Origin of the sequence: Ruegeria sp. (assembly GCF_965199275.1) — a bacterium.
Taxonomy (GTDB): Bacteria; Pseudomonadota; Alphaproteobacteria; order Rhodobacterales; family Rhodobacteraceae; genus Ruegeria.
In genome coordinates, this window is the sequence record NZ_CBDAQX010000023.1 from 69,252 (window position 1) to 83,880 (window position 14,629).

Sequence of the window (14,629 nt, forward strand, 5' to 3'; positions counted from 1 at the left end):
GATCGGGTATGACCAAACGTTCAGGACGCCGCCGGATCTTGTATCTGGCGGCGTCTTTCTTTTCGATCATCGTATTTCTATTTCTTGTTGGGTCGGCCGGGTATGTGCTGCTTTCGCATCCCAAATCGCCGGTGCCCGATCACTGGAACCCTCTGCGCGCCCTGACCCTGACCGCGCCTGTTACGCTCGTTACCAAATATCAGTTGAACCGGGCATTGGCGGATGAGGCGCAGTGCCGGGCGACGCTGTCTGAGGCCGGTGTTGCGTTTTCAGAGATGGAGGATCTGGTGATCGACCAGAACTGTGGCATCTCCGGACGGGGTGAGCTGTCCCGCTTGGTCGGTGCCCGGATGAACGCGGTCGAGACCCGCTGCACAACGGCCCTGCGTCTGGCGATGTGGGAGCATCACGTCGTCCAACCCGCCGCGCAGGACCTGTTGGGTACTCAAGTGCACGCTTTGCGCCAACTTGGCAGCTACAATTGCCGCCGCATGCGGACCGCGCAGGGTGAAAACAGCGGCTGGAGCAGCCATGCAACTGCGGATTCGATTGACATCACCGGGGTCGAACTGGCGGATGGACGGACGCTCAGCCTGCTTCAGGATTGGTCTGCGCCGGGGCCTGAGGCCGCGTTTCTACAGCGGATCGGGAAGGGGGCCTGTGACTGGTTCCGCGTGGTTTTAGGCCCTAATTTCAACCGACTGCACGCGGATCATTTTCACCTGCAGGGCCCCGGTTGGGGTTATTGCCGGTAGGGATACCGGCCCCGCATTGCAGGGCCGGGATGGGATCAGCGCCCGCTGACAGCATCCGCCAGTGATTTGAACCGGACAATCTTGTAGATACCCTTCGAGGCATCCTCGCCATTGTTCAGAACGGGTGAGCGGTGCAACTCGTTAATCGTGGCATAGACATACCCATCCGCACCGATCGAGAACCCGTCCGGCCACGGCAACTCATCATCCGACTGGAACAGCACCTCATAGCTGCCGTCCGGCTTGGTCACACCCAGCGCATTGTCCGTCATCGCGGTGATATAGACATTGCCGCCTGTATCCACGGTCGAGCCATCCGAGATCGGCTTGTCTCCATAGCGTTCGACCTGCGCCTCAAGATCAGCATCCGACAGGCTTTCATCCAGCAGTGCCGCAGTGGGAATACGGTACATCGCGCTTGCCGTCATCGGGGCGAAATAGACCCAGGTATTGGTTGGATCGACCGTGATCGGGTTGATGCCGATCTTGGCCGGATTGCCACCCAGCGTGATCTCGCGCCCGTCAATCACCATCGGAGTATCCTCGGGGATCGTGTATTGGGACCCTTCCAGAACGCGCCGCGCGCGGCCCGTCTCAAGATCAACGACGATAATGGCCGAGTTCTGGCCGTCACCCGTATCCGAGATGTAAATCGCCCCATGATCGCGGTCCACGGCAAGATCGTTCAGGAACGAGGTCGGCCGCGCGACCGGGGCGCCGATATAGTGGATCGCGTGCAGCGTCTCGGTCTTGGTGTCCCAACCAACGATGCGCCCGGTCTGGTTTTCACCCTGACCGTCCAGCATCCACAGGATACCATCGCGATCTGCCCGCAGGCCCAGAACGCCGTTCAATCCATCCGCATCGTCTTGCGGGGCGCGGGCCCAGTCCTCGGTCGGGTAGGGTTTGGTTGACCCGTCGGGCATCACTTCGACCACGCGCAATTCGGGCCCGTAGAATTCATGCACCGACATGAACATGCGCCCATCGGGCCCAATCGCCAGATTGCCCGGAGGCATGGCCTTCTCGAACTCAAGATACGTTTCCAATTCGGCTGCCGCCGCGGGCAAGGCCAGCGCCAAGGCGCATGTAGCTGCATAGAGCGATTTCATCGGGTCCTCCTCTGATGTACCCGATCAGATATCATTTGAAATTTTCGCAGATAACTGGCTCAATTTCAAAACCAGTGTTAGGAAATTACGAATGTATCATGTGAACGATCTGCTGACCTTTGTCTCCGTCGCCAAAACTGGAGGGGTCGGATCGGCTGCAAAGGCGCTGGGCATTTCGGCAGCGACGGTCAGCCATCGGATCGGGAAGTTAGAAGAGGTGCTGAACCTCAAACTCTTTCACCGCAACAGCCGCCGGGTGCAACTGACCAATGAAGGCCTGATCTTTCTGGATCGAATCGAACCTGTGCTGTCTGATCTGCGCGAGGCCGAGTTGGAGGCCGGAAGCGGCAAGGGAGCGCTGCGCGGCCATCTGCGTGTGACCCTATCCCCATGGATCCTGTCTCGGTTTATCATGCCGTTGATGGACAGCTTTCAGGAGGATCACCCGGACCTGACGATCGAGTTTCTGGCCGTCGACCGCTATGTCTCTCTGGTCGATGAGGGCGTTGATTGCGCCATTCGCGTCGGACAGTTGGCCGACAGCACACTGAAGGCGCGCAAGCTCTGCGACAATGACCGGATTATCTGCGCCGCCCCAGGTTTCATTGCGCGATACGAGATGCCCAATTCCGTCGAAGACCTGCGCAAGATGCGCTGGGCGTGTTTGCCTTGGCAGACGCGTTTCGACACTCATGAGGGGCAACTGTCCGTCACGCGGCGTATTGCCGTTTCCAACTCGGACATGTTGACCGAAGCTGCGGTGCAGGGGCTGGGGCTGGCTGTCAAATCCCGTCTGGCTGTTCAGCGAGAGCTGCAACAGGGTACGTTGGTCGAGGTTTTGCCCGGTGCGTTGAAATCCCCCTCTGCACCGATTGCCTTTGTTCACGCGGGTAGCAGCACGCCGGGGCGCAAGGTGCGCGTGTTTTCGGACCTAGCAGATCGAGCCTTTCAAGGCGCGCGACAAAGGCGCTCCTCCGCTTAGGGGGAAAGCGCGGAATTTTTCCCTTTGTGGGAAAACGAGGAATGGCTAGGCTTCCGACACCTGTTTTTAGGATTTGAGTAACCGCAGCCAGGACTGCTGATAGGGAGACTTTTTATGGGAAAACGCGACGATCTGATCGCCAAATACGCCGATGATCTGAAAAACAAATGCGGCATGGATGCCGATATGGACCTGCTAACCAAGGTCACAATCGGGTGCGGTCCGGCGATCTATGACGCCGACGCGTCGACCGTGGCAGCCAGCCAGGATGGAGAGCTGGAGACTGTCAAAAACAACTTCCTAGGCAAAAAACTGGGTCTGGCCGACGGGCCTGAGCTGATGGAGGCCATCAACTCGGTTCTGGAAACCTATGGTATGTCCGAGCGCAACACGTACCGCGCCGTGGTCTACTACATGCTGACCAAGCATTTCGGCAAAGAATCCGTTTACGGCTAAACGTAACGTTTTCCACCCAAACGCCCGCCTCCGCATCGGCGGGCGTTTTTGTTTTGAGTTATGTTTTAAGGACTTGGTGTTTGAAACGGCCTGAGAAAACAGTCTATGGTCCTTATGTGGCCAGGATGGTCAGAACCAACAGATTCCAATACGCGTGTGGTGAGTAGGGAGCACGTGGGGTAGGGAAGGTTCTGCACCGTGCAGGGCCTTCCCTCTATTTTAGTCGGCTTCGGTCGAAGCCAAGGCGCAGATCACCTGCCATTCGGCCTCAGTGACCGGTTGCACCGACAGGCGAGAGTTCTTCACCAGCACCATCTCACCCAGACGTTCATCCACTTTGATTTGATCCAGCGTGACGTGAACTTCAAATGGCCTTACCGCCTTGATGTCCACGCATTCCCAACGTTCGTCATCCGTGGTGCTGTCGGGATGGGCCTCAGCGCAGACCTCAACGATGCCGACGATCGCCTTGTCTTTTTGCGAGTGATAAAAGAACCCGCGATCACCGATTGCCATTTGCCGCATGAAGTTGCGCGCCTGATAGTTGCGCACGCCGTCCCATTCTTCGCCCGCCTCGCCCTTGGCAACCTGCTGGTCCCAGCTCCAGGTCGATGGCTCGGATTTGAACAGCCAGTACGCCATCAGCCAATCACCTTTTTCCATGGGATCAGTTCGACGGATTGGAACAGACCGGCCTTGGCATAGGGGTCATTGTCGGCCCAGCTTTGCGCAGCGGCCAGATCTTCGACATCGAGAATAACCAGCGAGCCGATCATCGCGTCTCCGTCCAGCAGCGGGCCGGCTTGAGACACAACGCCAGTTTCCTCGATATAGGCCAAATGGTCCGAGCGGTTGTCCAGACGGGTTTGCAGCGCGCCGGGTTTGTCACGGGCGATAAGGGCGATCAGCATGTTATTCCTCCTTAAGGGGTCGATTGAGCAGGGTTTCGATGGCTTGCGCCACACTGTAGGCGCCTTGGCTCAGGTCGGCCACAGCGGCGCTGATGGGCATGTCCAGACCTTCGGCTTTGGCGATATCAGCCATGGCGCGAGCGGTGGCGACACCTTCGACGGTTGTTGTGGTGTCGAAGGGCTCATTTCGACCCAAACACAGGCCAAAACGATAGTTTCGGGACAGCTCGGACGAGCAGGTCAGCACCAGGTCACCCAGTCCAGAGAGCCCCATCAGCGTCTCTGGTTGCGCGCCGCGCATCAGGGCAAAGCGCTGCATCTCAGCAAAGCCGCGCGTCATCAGGGCAGCACGGGCACTGTCGCCTAGACCGGCCCCGATGGCAGCGCCACATCCTATGGCCATTACGTTTTTCAATGCGCCGCCGAGTTCCGCTCCGATCACATCGGTGGTGCGGTATAGGCGCAGATTGGCAGTGGTCAGCTCGGATTGCAGTGTTTCGAGCAGATCGGCATCTGCACAGGCCAAGGTCAGCGCCGTCGGCAGGCCACGCGCGATGTCATCCGCAAAGCTGGGGCCAGTCAGAAGCGCCGGTCGTGCGTCCGGAATGGTTTCGCGGATCACGGAAATCGGACCGAGGCCCGACGACAGTTCAATCCCCTTGCAGCACGCAACCAGCGTTTTCCCGGCCAGCACCGCTGCGTGTTCCTGCAGTGCGCTTCGCAACTGTTGCATAGGCACGGATACCAGAAGGACGTCTTTTGCCGCCGCTGCTTCGATATCAGGAGTGACGGTGATGGCATCGGGCAAGGTTACATCGGGCAATCGGCTCTTGTTGATCCGACTATCCTGTACGGCTTTCGCCTGCTCGGCGCTGCGCGACCACAGGGTGACAGGCCCGTTACCGGCCAGCGAAATCGCCAGTGCCGTACCGAACGCCCCTGATCCGAGAACCGAAACGCTCATGCTTTTGCGCCCTTTTTACCGCTACCCAGCATGGCGGGGCTGGTTTGATCCAAAGGCCAACGGGGGCGCGCGGTCAGATCCAAACCGTCGCGCGCGCCGGTGCGAAAACGCTCCATCCCCGCATAGGCGATCATGGCAGCATTGTCGGTGCAAAGTGCAAGGGGCGGGGCTGTGAATCGCGTGCCTTTTTCGACACAAACAGTCTCTAACGCAGTGCGAATAGCGGAGTTTGCAGCCACACCGCCCGCGACCGCGATCACCGGATCCGAGGGCGTCTTGGCCAGATACATATCCATCGCGCGTCGTGTTTTCTCAGCCAAAGTATCCACGACAGCCTGCTGAAACCCGGCACATAGATCGGCGCGATCCTGACGGGTCAGGCCACCTTTTTCGGCAACGATCTGATCCCGCATCCGCATCAGCGCGGTTTTCAGCCCCGAGAAAGACAGGTCACATCCGGGCCGGTCCAACAGGGGCCGCGGAAAACGGAACCGCTTGGCATCTCCCTGGCGCGCCTCTGCCTCAACCGAGGGTCCACCGGGTTGCGGCAGGCCCAGAAGACGGGCGGTTTTGTCAAACGCCTCACCGGGGGCATCGTCGATGGTACCGCCCAGACGGGTGAACTGCTCGGGCCCGTGGGCGATCAGATATTGGCAGTGCCCACCCGAGACCAGCAGCATCAGGTATGGAAAGGCTACTCCATCGGTCAGGCGCGGGGTCAAGGCGTGGCCTGCCAGATGGTTTACCCCAATCAGAGGCAGGCCGGTCGCCGCACTGATCCCCTTGGCGCACATGACGCCGGACATGACCCCTCCGATCAGGCCGGGTCCGGCTGTGACCGCAATTGCGTTCATATCGGCCAGTGTTAGACCCGCATCTTCAAGCGCCTGAACCACGCAGATATCCAGTTTCTCGGCATGAGCGCGCGCGGCGATTTCGGGGACGACACCCCCATAAGCGCTGTGCAGTTCGGTTTGGCCATGGACAATCGACGACAGCACTTCGGCCTCTTCGCCGTCGGTTTGGCGCACGACGGCGGCGGCTGTGTCGTCACAGCTGCTTTCCAATCCAAGAACGGTAAGTGTTTGCACCATTGGTCTGATCCGTTGCATCATGATTGCCAAGCGGGGTACCACCCTGCGCGGACGCAAACAATCCCAAGGCCGAAGGCGCCGATAGTTGTATTTGTTGATGACCCGCCCTCGCGCCGCCTCGGAGAGGTTTGTTGCGCAGCTTCCGACCCGCGTCAGATCGCGTGTTGAGGTCATCCATTCCCCCATTCTGGAAATCAAACCGCTGGCGGTTACGATTTGTACGGCCGAGACGCAGGGGATGATCTTCACGTCATCCAATGCGGTGAATGCGGCAGCCTCGGCGGGTGTGCGCCGGGATTTGCCTGCCTATTGCGTGGGTCCGACCACGACTGCGACCGCCGAAGGCGCGGGCTGGGATGCGCGTATGGTCGGTGGCACGGCAGAAGAGCTTGTGGCCGGTCTTTTGCAGATCAGACCAACAAGCCCGCTGTTGCATCTGCGCGGCGAACACAGCCGGGGCAACATCGCCGAGCGTCTGACCGAGATGGGCGTAACCACGCGCGAACAGGCGGTGTACCAGCAACTTCTGCTGCCGCTCAGCCCCGAGGCAAAGGCCGCATCCGAGGGCGACAGGCCAGTGATCGCGCCTATTTTCTCACCCCGCACCGCGCGACAATTTGCCGACATCTGGGCGGGCACTGCCCCGCTATGGCTGGCCGCAATTAGCGAGGCAACGACGGAACCCCTTAAATCCTTGGGGTATGAACGTCTGAGGATCGCCAAGGAACCGACGCCCAAGAAGATGCGTAAGGCCGTTAAAAAGCTTGTGAAACACGCGTTGCGGGTGTCGAGAACATTCTGAATTGTCCGGTGTAGGTAACATGCCAATTGTCCGCTTCAGTTGATTGCGCGGTGGCCCAATTCGGAGGGAGCCGTAGGCGACCGTAGATTTGGGCCACCGCGTTCGCGCCACGTCGAAGCGGGTCACGCGACTTTGTGTTTGCTATCCTCCTGTGTGATGGGTGATCCGTCAGGCTGGTAGCGGCCAATGCATCTCGGGCCGTGGAAGATGACCAGTTGACCATCGGGGTATTCGTGGACCCTGACCTTCGCCTTGACGAAATGATGACGGTGCCTGTCTGCCGCGATCTGCATGACCAGGCCCTTGTAGCGCACCGTATTGTCGTTGCCGACGACGCGGTCTTCCTGCACACACAGGGTGTCGCGCACATTGCCTGTAAACGGCACGAAGGCCGAGGTCGTATCCTCCGGCTCCCTTGCAAACAGGGCATTGTGTTCGGGAAGATAGACCTCTTTCAGGAACTGATTGGCCTCTTCAATGGTTGTGATCCCATGGGACCGCAGTTCCTGCGGCAATCGGTTCTGGAACGTGCCAAACATGCGTTCAGACCGTCCACGGGCCTGCGGTGAATAGGCCGGGATCAGCTCAATGCCGAGTTGCTGCAAGGCGCGCCCGACCTGGGTCAGATTGTCCTTGTCCACTTTGCCGCCCGCTTCGGGCGTATGCCAGTAATGAGAGCCCCGATCGGCATAGAGCGAGCAAAACAGACCTTGCGCCTCGATCACCTCTGTCAGCCCCTGAAAACTGCTCATCGTCCCTTCTTCCTCGACAAAGAATGCCGAATAAACCCGGTTGGTGGCATCGTCCATGGTGACGATCAGATCCCACCACTGACCCGGAACCCATTCATGGCTGGAGCCGTCCTGATGCAACATCATGCCAACCATCGGACGGCGGGGCCGCTTGCGCCGATGGGCACCTCGTCGGGGTGCTGCCTGAACGACGGAACCCCTTAAATCCTTGGGGTATGAACGTCTGAGGATCGCCAAGGAACCGACGCCCAAGAAGATGCGTAAGGCCGTTAAAAAGCTTGTGAAACACGCGTTGCGGGTGTCGAGAACATTCTGAATTGTCCGGTGTAGGTAACATGCCAATTGTCCGCTTCAGTTGATTGCGCGGTGGCCCAATTCGGAGGGAGCCGTAGGCGACCGTAGATTTGGGCCACCGCGTTCGCGCCACGTCGAAGCGGGTCACGCGACTTTGTGTTTGCTATCCTCCTGTGTGATGGGTGATCCGTCAGGCTGGTAGCGGCCAATGCATCTCGGGCCGTGGAAGATGACCAGTTGACCATCGGGGTATTCGTGGACCCTGACCTTCGCCTTGACGAAATGATGACGGTGCCTGTCTGCCGCGATCTGCATGACCAGGCCCTTGTAGCGCACCGTATTGTCGTTGCCGACGACGCGGTCTTCCTGCACACACAGGGTGTCGCGCACATTGCCTGTAAACGGCACGAAGGCCGAGGTCGTATCCTCCGGCTCCCTTGCAAACAGGGCATTGTGTTCGGGAAGATAGACCTCTTTCAGGAACTGATTGGCCTCTTCAATGGTTGTGATCCCATGGGACCGCAGTTCCTGCGGCAATCGGTTCTGGAACGTGCCAAACATGCGTTCAGACCGTCCACGGGCCTGCGGTGAATAGGCCGGGATCAGCTCAATGCCGAGTTGCTGCAAGGCGCGCCCGACCTGGGTCAGATTGTCCTTGTCCACTTTGCCGCCCGCTTCGGGCGTATGCCAGTAATGAGAGCCCCGATCGGCATAGAGCGAGCAAAACAGACCTTGCGCCTCGATCACCTCTGTCAGCCCCTGAAAACTGCTCATCGTCCCTTCTTCCTCGACAAAGAATGCCGAATAAACCCGGTTGGTGGCATCGTCCATGGTGACGATCAGATCCCACCACTGACCCGGAACCCATTCATGGCTGGAGCCGTCCTGATGCAACATCATGCCAACCATCGGACGGCGGGGCCGCTTGCGCCGATGGGCACCTCGTCGGGGTGCTGCCTGAACCCGGCCGTGGCGCTGCAGTGTAAGCCGCACCCAGTTGTAGCTCTGTGTGAAACCATGGTGGGCCACCAGCTTCTCGTGGAAATGCTTCGGCGTGTAATCCCAGTACTTGGTATCAAACAGTTCAAGCATCTCCATGACCTTATCCGTGGCAACACGATTGTTGGCCAGTTTGCCAAGCCGACGGTCGTACAGACCTTCTGCACCATCCGCCTCAAATCGATCCTCCCAACGCCTGACGGTGCGCACGGATACACCCAGTATCTCAGCCGCCTGTTCTTGCGTCAGCTTGTTCGCGCTTCGCCGCGAATACACATCTTCAAACTTCATCAGTCGAACTTCCTGTAACACTTCTGCTCGGTTCATAACGCCTCCTCTCAGAGACAGAATAGAACCGGACAGATCGCATGTTACATACACCGGACATATCGCGTGTTAGCGACAGAAACACGCGTTGCGGGTTGAGAGAGAGCCGGGTGCAGATTAACTTGGAACTGTCTGTAGTTCTGGTGATTTTAGAATCGATAAGGGGAATTTGACGGTGGCGGGCAAAAAGAAATCCGATCAGGAACCGGTGGAAACCCCGAAAACAGACGATGTGGTCGAAGATGTAAGCGTTGAACCCAGTGGTGAAACTGAAGGGTCGCCTGTTGACGAAGATGCGCTGAAAGAGGACCTGCTTTCCGAAGCCGAAGCCGAAGCCGAAGCCGAAGCCGAAGCCGAAGCCGAAGCCGAAGCCGAAGCCGAAGCCGAAGCCGAAGCCGAAGCCGAAGCCGAAGCCGAAGCCGAAGCCGAAGCCGAAGCCGAAGCCGAAGCCGAAGCCGAAGCGTCCGTCGAGCCGTCGGAACCTGTACAGGCCGATGAGAAACCCGCTGAACCGACCCAGGAACAACGCGGCGGATTTGTTCCGGCCCTGATAGGTGGTGTGATTGCTGCGGGCCTTGGCTTTGCGGCGGCCCAAACGGGGCTGATCTCGTCTGGTGGGTCGGATAACTCGGACGTGATAGCGGCGCTTGAATCGAAGGTCTCGGAACAATCCGATCAGATTGAAGCGCTGACGAAGAAGCTCTCGGATGCGCCGGACGTGTCGGGCCTGACGGATCAGGTTCAGGCGCTGTCGCAAAAGCTGGACCCAGTTGATGCAGATCTGACCGCCATGAAATCCAGCGTCGAATCTCTGACGGGTCAGATCGCGCCTCTGGCCGACCGGCTGACCGAGCTTGAGAAGGCACCGATCTCCGCTAGCACCTCGACCGAAGCCACCGCTGCTTTTGAAGCCGAGTTGAAAAAGCTGCAGGACTCACTGGCGGCGCAGCGCGGTGAGGTCGAAAAGATGGTCGCCGATGCGCAGGCGCTTGAGGCGAAGGCAACGGCCGAAGCGCAAGCCGCGACCAATCTCGCCATTCTGTCCCGCCTGCATGGACAGTTGGATGCCGGTCAGCCCTACTCGGACCTTTTGGGCGAACTGCAAGCGGGAGGCGTGACGGTGCCTGATGCGCTCTCAATGCCTGCAGATAAAGGGGTTGAGACGCTTTCGTCCTTGCGGGCCTCATTCCCTGCGGCGGCGCGTACCGCTTTGGCGGATGCGCGGGATGCGGACAAAGGCACGGGCGTGATCGCCTTTCTGCAACGCCAGACCGGCGCGCGATCGGTGACCCCTCAGGATGGGGATGGTCCGGATGCTGTGCTGTCGCGTGCTCAGGCGGCCTTGGCCGATGGTGACGTCGCTACTGCCCTGACTGAGTTGAAATCCCTGCCAGAGGCGGCGCAGACCGCAATGGCCGATTGGGAACAAGCCGCCCAGACCCGGGTCACGGCGGTTGAGGCCGCCGATACGCTTGCTTCCGACCTGAACTCGAACTGAAGGACCTGCCATGCTGTGGTCATTGTTTAAGATCCTTGTTTTTGTTGCGATTATCGGCCTTCTGGCTTTGGGTGGTCACTTCCTTATGCAAACCAGTGGCGGGGTTCAGATCACCGTCGCCGGAGTGGAATACACGCTGGGGCCGCTGCAATCGGTGATCGCGCTCGGCGTGCTGGTTTTTGGCGTCTGGTTGTTCTTCAAACTGCTGGGCCTGCTGATCGCGACGCTGAAATTCCTCAACGGTGATGAAACCGCCCTGTCGCGCCATTTCGACCGCGGTCGCGAACGGCGCGGGTATGAGGCGCTGTCTGACGGTCTCATGGCGTTGGCATCGGGCGAGGGCCGCATGGCGATGGCTAAGGCTTCTAAAGCGGAAAAGCTGCTGAACAAGCCGGAACTGACCAATTTGCTGGTCGCACAAGCGGCCGAGATGACGGGCGACACCAAAAAGGCTTCGGAAACCTACAAAAAGCTGGTGACCAATAGCGCCACGCGCTTTGTCGGTGTGCGCGGTATCATGAAACAGAAGCTGGCCGAAGGCGATGACGAAACGGCGCGGAAACTGGCTGAGAAGGCCCTCGCGCTGAAGCCGCGCCATGAGGAAACGCAAGATGTCTTGCTGAACCTACAGACCAAAGCGCATGATTGGGCCGGAGCGCGGTCGACTCTGACGTCGAAGCTGAAAGCCGGGTACCTGCCGCGCGATGTGTTCAAACGGCGCGACGCGGTTCTGGCGCTGTCCGAGGCCAAGGGCATTCTGGACGATGGCGCGAGCGTCGAGCAGCAAGAACAAGCCATCGAGGCCAACCGTCTGTCACCCGATCTGGTGCCTGCCGCCGCCATGGCCGCGCGGGCCTATATCGAAAAGGGCAAACCGCGCGCGGCCACCAAGATCCTCAAGAAAGCGTGGGAGGTTCAGCCCCACCCCGATCTCGCCCATGCTTTTGCTGAGATTGCGCCGGACGAGTCGGCTCAGGACCGGATCAAGCGGTTTACCGCGCTGACCCGTATCCACCCCGAGAACATGGAAACCCGCTTGATTCTGGCCGAATTGAACATCGTCGCCGAGGACTTCCCCGAAGCGCGTCGCGCGCTGGGCGATGTGGTCGAAAAACAGGCCGATGCCCGTGGATACACGTTGATGGCGGCCATCGAGCGCGGTGAAGGTGCATCGGACGCCGTTGTGCAGGGCTGGCTGGCCAAGGCCTTGACGGCGCCGCGTGGGCCGCAATGGGTGTGCGAGAACTGTCACGACATTCAGCCCGAATGGGCCCCGGTCTGCCAGAATTGCGGCAGCTTCGATACGCTCAGCTGGCAGACGCCTCAGACGCCCGAGATCGCCACGGCCACGGGTGTGCATATGTTGCCTTTGATTGTAGGCGCGCTGGAAGACAAAGCCTCTGCCGAAGAAGAACCCGAGGCCGAAGAGGATGTCCCTGCTGAGGTGATCGAGCTGAACGCCGATACGGTCGATGAGACCGCAGAGAAGCAGGCCTGACCCAAACGGCCTGATATTTTCCAGCCCGCAGCAGCTTTGCAAAAGATGAAAGTGTAAGTCTTTGGCGCCACTCAAAAGGGTGCAGTTCTGGGGTATTTAACACCAGTGTGACGGGTTTCACTGACTCTCCGGCAGCATTTGCTGCATTCTCTCCATGAATCGACCAAGCGTCTTAGATTGAGGAGGGGGTATGAATGATTTGTGATCGGCCAAACGCCCTGAATCTGTTAGAGGATTCGGGGAGGCGGATAGGTCTCAGGCTGAATTGTGTCTTAGGGCATTGTGACCCTGTTGAGGAGCTTAGCTTTCGCCTGTTTCCGAACAGCCCCCATAGGGCCCGGTTTTGGCCGGTGATCCTGCATAGGAGCTTGGTTTGGCCGTTCACGCCCCATTGGGGGCTCCGCCTCCTTGAGCAGGGAGTATAGCCATGGCTTACATAGGTGTCGATCTTCATACGAATTCCTTCACGATCTGTCGGCGTGAGACGGACGGATCGGAAACATTCCAAACCTTTCATCTGTCCGCGCAGGCGCTTGAGCGGTTCTGTCAGAGCCTTGATGCGGATGACGAACTGGCGGTCGAGGCCACCGGCAACACGGCCTGGTTCTGCGGTGAGGTGGAACCCTGTGTCGGCCGGATCGTTGTGGTCAACCCGCGCCAGTTTAAAGTGATCCGCACATCGGTGAAAAAGACCGACAAGAACGATGCGCGCGCTTTGGCCTTCTTCCTGTCGAAGGACATGCTGCCGGAAACCCGGCTCAAGTCCACTCAGGAAAGCGAACTGGCCTCGCTGACCCGGACGCGTGACATGCTGGTCAAACAGCGCACCATGCTGCTGAACGGCATCCACGCGATGTTTGTCCGTCACGGCATGAAGCTGAAGAAGGAAGGGTTGTCCAGCAAGAAGCGCCTGCGCGACCTGGATCTCAGCCGCTTCACACCGCTTGAGCAGGTCGAACTGGCGGCATTGCGGGACCAGGCGCTCGGCCTGACCGAGACCCTGAACCGTATCGACAAGGCCATCGAGGAGGCCGCCTCGGCCATGAAAGGCTTTGAGGGGCTCACCAGCATCAAGGGGATCGGTGCGCGATCTGCCGCGGTCCTGCTGGCGGGGATCGGCAGGGTTGAAGACTTCTCCGACGCGGACAAGCTGGCCGCCTATGTCGGCATCGTGCCCAAGGTGAGTAACTCGAACGAAACCGAACATCACGGGCGGATCACGAAGCGCGGCAACAAGCTCATGCGCACCACGCTGGTGCAATGTACGCTCATCGCGATCCGCTATTCGGGATATCTCAACAGTTATTATCGGCGCATCAAGGAACGCCGTGGCGCGGGCAAGGCGATCATAGCCACGGCCCGCAAGCTGCTCAAGATCATCTATGACACGCTCAAGAACGGCTGGGTCTTCGACGATTTTGCCGAATTTAAAATCAAACAAAATCAATGCCCTGCTTGACAATCATCATAGGAGAAACCAAATGAAAATTGATGAAAAAGGCCTGGATAAATTTGAGAAAGAAGCGGACAAGCTCGCGGCGGCGATTGTGCAGCAGTCCAAAATTATTGATCAGGCGGAAAAGGCGTCTCCGGTCGCGAAGAAAACACTGGCACCGTTGAAGAAGGCGATTGCAGTGGCGATGAAGCAGGGCAAAGCTGCGCAGAAGGCCATTTCGACTGCCAAGAAGAAAAAATGTATGGACGAAAAGGCCAACAAAGACCTTCTGGTTCAGGTGTCGAAGGCTGCCAAGACTGCATCGGCGGCCAAGAAATTGATCGGTCACGAGGCAACGCATGTGGTGCAACAGGCCGTCCCGAAAGCGAAGCCGAAGCAGATGGAAAAGACCTTCGACGAAAAGCTGAAGTTCTGGCAAAACCTTGAAAAGAAAGCCAAGTAAGTCTGGGACAAAGTCCGGGGACTACGCAGAGAAGTGCTTTGCGAGGCCCTGACGTCATCGCTCAAGGCATGAAATGCTGTGCGTGTGGTTGGAATCTGAGACTGAATTCCCCAAACACACGGGGTATTTCCACGCTTCAAATGCGGGTAATCAATACAATTTAGGGGGATTTGGTGCCCAGGAGAGGACTCGAACCTCCACGTCCATACGGACACTAGCACCTGAAGCTAGCGCGTCTACCAATTCCGCCACCTAGGCAGGTGTCGTGAGGGGGCGTTTAAGGCCAG

The 14,629-nt window shown here is 58.8% G+C and carries 15 protein-coding genes and 1 tRNA gene; 8 read left to right on the forward strand and 8 right to left on the reverse strand.

The features are described from left to right. Positions 1 to 8 precede the first annotated feature (8 nt). Positions 9 to 755, forward strand: a complete 747-nt coding sequence (locus tag ACOERD_RS23020) for an extensin family protein (protein ID WP_419740612.1) — start codon at positions 9 to 11, stop codon at positions 753 to 755. Between the two features lie 35 nt (positions 756 to 790). Here the strand turns inward: ACOERD_RS23020 and ACOERD_RS23025 are convergent, their stop codons facing one another. Then, complete coding sequence (locus tag ACOERD_RS23025; protein WP_170470624.1) at positions 791 to 1,867, reverse strand: L-dopachrome tautomerase-related protein; 1,077 nt, start codon at positions 1,865 to 1,867, stop codon at positions 791 to 793. 91 nt (positions 1,868 to 1,958) lie between these two features. On the opposite strand from ACOERD_RS23025, the gene ACOERD_RS23030 reads away from it, so the two are divergent. Next, complete coding sequence (locus tag ACOERD_RS23030) at positions 1,959 to 2,849, forward strand: LysR family transcriptional regulator (protein WP_419740613.1); 891 nt, start codon at positions 1,959 to 1,961, stop codon at positions 2,847 to 2,849. A 114-nt stretch (positions 2,850 to 2,963) separates the two neighbouring features. Beyond that, the gene (locus ACOERD_RS23035; RefSeq protein WP_419740614.1) at positions 2,964 to 3,305 is read left to right on the forward strand and encodes a DUF2853 family protein; all 342 of its coding nucleotides are present in this window, start codon (positions 2,964 to 2,966) and stop codon (positions 3,303 to 3,305) included. A 219-nt stretch (positions 3,306 to 3,524) separates the two neighbouring features. On the opposite strand, the gene ACOERD_RS23040 is transcribed toward ACOERD_RS23035, so the two are convergent. From ACOERD_RS23040 to tsaD, 4 genes are read right to left on the reverse strand one after another with little or no spacing between them, the layout of a single operon-like run. After that, on the reverse strand, positions 3,525 to 3,947 hold the full coding sequence (locus ACOERD_RS23040; protein WP_419740615.1) for an EVE domain-containing protein: 423 nt from the start codon (positions 3,945 to 3,947) through the stop codon (positions 3,525 to 3,527). Next, the gene (locus ACOERD_RS23045; RefSeq protein WP_419740616.1) at positions 3,947 to 4,216 is read right to left on the reverse strand and encodes a YciI family protein; all 270 of its coding nucleotides are present in this window, start codon (positions 4,214 to 4,216) and stop codon (positions 3,947 to 3,949) included. The genes ACOERD_RS23040 and ACOERD_RS23045 overlap by 1 nt, the downstream gene beginning before the upstream one ends. A gap of 1 nt (position 4,217) precedes the next feature. Next, entirely contained in the window at positions 4,218 to 5,180 is a 963-nt protein-coding gene (locus ACOERD_RS23050; protein WP_419740617.1) for an NAD(P)H-dependent glycerol-3-phosphate dehydrogenase, read from the reverse strand. After that, positions 5,177 to 6,274, reverse strand: a complete 1,098-nt coding sequence (gene tsaD, locus ACOERD_RS23055; RefSeq protein WP_419740618.1) for a tRNA (adenosine(37)-N6)-threonylcarbamoyltransferase complex transferase subunit TsaD — start codon at positions 6,272 to 6,274, stop codon at positions 5,177 to 5,179. The genes ACOERD_RS23050 and tsaD overlap by 4 nt, the downstream gene beginning before the upstream one ends. Before the next feature lie 97 nt (positions 6,275 to 6,371). On the opposite strand from tsaD, the gene ACOERD_RS23060 reads away from it, so the two are divergent. Next, positions 6,372 to 7,076 carry a uroporphyrinogen-III synthase gene (locus tag ACOERD_RS23060; RefSeq protein ID WP_419740619.1) on the forward strand — a complete coding sequence of 235 codons (705 nt, stop codon included), beginning with the start codon at positions 6,372 to 6,374 and terminating at the stop codon, positions 7,074 to 7,076. A gap of 122 nt (positions 7,077 to 7,198) precedes the next feature. Here ACOERD_RS23060 and ACOERD_RS23065 read toward each other — a convergent pair whose 3' ends face one another. Together ACOERD_RS23065 and ACOERD_RS23070 are read right to left on the reverse strand one after the other, a co-directional pair. After that, the gene (locus ACOERD_RS23065; protein ID WP_419740620.1) at positions 7,199 to 8,065 is read right to left on the reverse strand and encodes an ISNCY family transposase; all 867 of its coding nucleotides are present in this window, start codon (positions 8,063 to 8,065) and stop codon (positions 7,199 to 7,201) included. A gap of 201 nt (positions 8,066 to 8,266) precedes the next feature. Then, positions 8,267 to 9,448 (reverse strand): ISNCY family transposase, encoded by a 1,182-nt coding sequence (locus tag ACOERD_RS23070; protein WP_419737600.1) that lies wholly within the window; start codon positions 9,446 to 9,448, stop codon positions 8,267 to 8,269. 175 nt (positions 9,449 to 9,623) lie between these two features. Here ACOERD_RS23070 and ACOERD_RS23075 point away from each other — a divergent pair, with 175 nt between their 5' ends. The 4 genes from ACOERD_RS23075 to ACOERD_RS23090 all read left to right on the forward strand — a co-directional run bounded on the left by ACOERD_RS23075 (position 9,624) and on the right by ACOERD_RS23090 (position 14,342). After that, positions 9,624 to 10,946: a COG4223 family protein gene (locus tag ACOERD_RS23075; RefSeq protein ID WP_419740621.1), complete on the forward strand. Its 1,323-nt coding sequence runs from the start codon at positions 9,624 to 9,626 to the stop codon at positions 10,944 to 10,946. A gap of 10 nt (positions 10,947 to 10,956) precedes the next feature. Then, positions 10,957 to 12,444, forward strand: coding sequence for a heme biosynthesis protein HemY (locus ACOERD_RS23080; RefSeq protein ID WP_419740622.1), 1,488 nt, complete (start codon positions 10,957 to 10,959; stop codon positions 12,442 to 12,444). A gap of 427 nt (positions 12,445 to 12,871) precedes the next feature. Next, positions 12,872 to 13,903 carry an IS110 family transposase gene (locus ACOERD_RS23085; RefSeq protein ID WP_419737613.1) on the forward strand — a complete coding sequence of 344 codons (1,032 nt, stop codon included), beginning with the start codon at positions 12,872 to 12,874 and terminating at the stop codon, positions 13,901 to 13,903. Between the two features lie 22 nt (positions 13,904 to 13,925). Beyond that, on the forward strand, positions 13,926 to 14,342 hold the full coding sequence (locus tag ACOERD_RS23090) for a hypothetical protein (RefSeq protein WP_170470608.1): 417 nt from the start codon (positions 13,926 to 13,928) through the stop codon (positions 14,340 to 14,342). Between the two features lie 171 nt (positions 14,343 to 14,513). Here ACOERD_RS23090 and ACOERD_RS23095 read toward each other — a convergent pair. Then, positions 14,514 to 14,600, reverse strand: a tRNA-Leu gene (locus ACOERD_RS23095). Positions 14,601 to 14,629: the final 29 nt, after the last annotated feature.

Bases quoted from the DNA above. Each gene is read 5' to 3' on its own strand.
- ACOERD_RS23020 (WP_419740612.1), top strand. From the start codon at position 9: ATGACCAAACGTTCAGGACGCCGCCGGATCTTGTATCTGGCGGCGTCT.
- ACOERD_RS23025 (WP_170470624.1), bottom strand. From the start codon at position 1,867: ATGAAATCGCTCTATGCAGCTACATGCGCCTTGGCGCTGGCCTTGCCC.
- ACOERD_RS23030 (WP_419740613.1), top strand. From the start codon at position 1,959: ATGTATCATGTGAACGATCTGCTGACCTTTGTCTCCGTCGCCAAAACT.
- ACOERD_RS23035 (WP_419740614.1), top strand. From the start codon at position 2,964: ATGGGAAAACGCGACGATCTGATCGCCAAATACGCCGATGATCTGAAA.
- ACOERD_RS23040 (WP_419740615.1), bottom strand. From the start codon at position 3,947: ATGGCGTACTGGCTGTTCAAATCCGAGCCATCGACCTGGAGCTGGGAC.
- ACOERD_RS23045 (WP_419740616.1), bottom strand. From the start codon at position 4,216: ATGCTGATCGCCCTTATCGCCCGTGACAAACCCGGCGCGCTGCAAACC.
- ACOERD_RS23050 (WP_419740617.1), bottom strand. From the start codon at position 5,180: ATGAGCGTTTCGGTTCTCGGATCAGGGGCGTTCGGTACGGCACTGGCG.
- tsaD (WP_419740618.1), bottom strand. From the start codon at position 6,274: ATGGTGCAAACACTTACCGTTCTTGGATTGGAAAGCAGCTGTGACGAC.
- ACOERD_RS23060 (WP_419740619.1), top strand. From the start codon at position 6,372: ATGACCCGCCCTCGCGCCGCCTCGGAGAGGTTTGTTGCGCAGCTTCCG.
- ACOERD_RS23070 (WP_419737600.1), bottom strand. From the start codon at position 9,448: ATGAACCGAGCAGAAGTGTTACAGGAAGTTCGACTGATGAAGTTTGAA.
- ACOERD_RS23080 (WP_419740622.1), top strand. From the start codon at position 10,957: ATGCTGTGGTCATTGTTTAAGATCCTTGTTTTTGTTGCGATTATCGGC.
- ACOERD_RS23085 (WP_419737613.1), top strand. From the start codon at position 12,872: ATGGCTTACATAGGTGTCGATCTTCATACGAATTCCTTCACGATCTGT.
- ACOERD_RS23090 (WP_170470608.1), top strand. From the start codon at position 13,926: ATGAAAATTGATGAAAAAGGCCTGGATAAATTTGAGAAAGAAGCGGAC.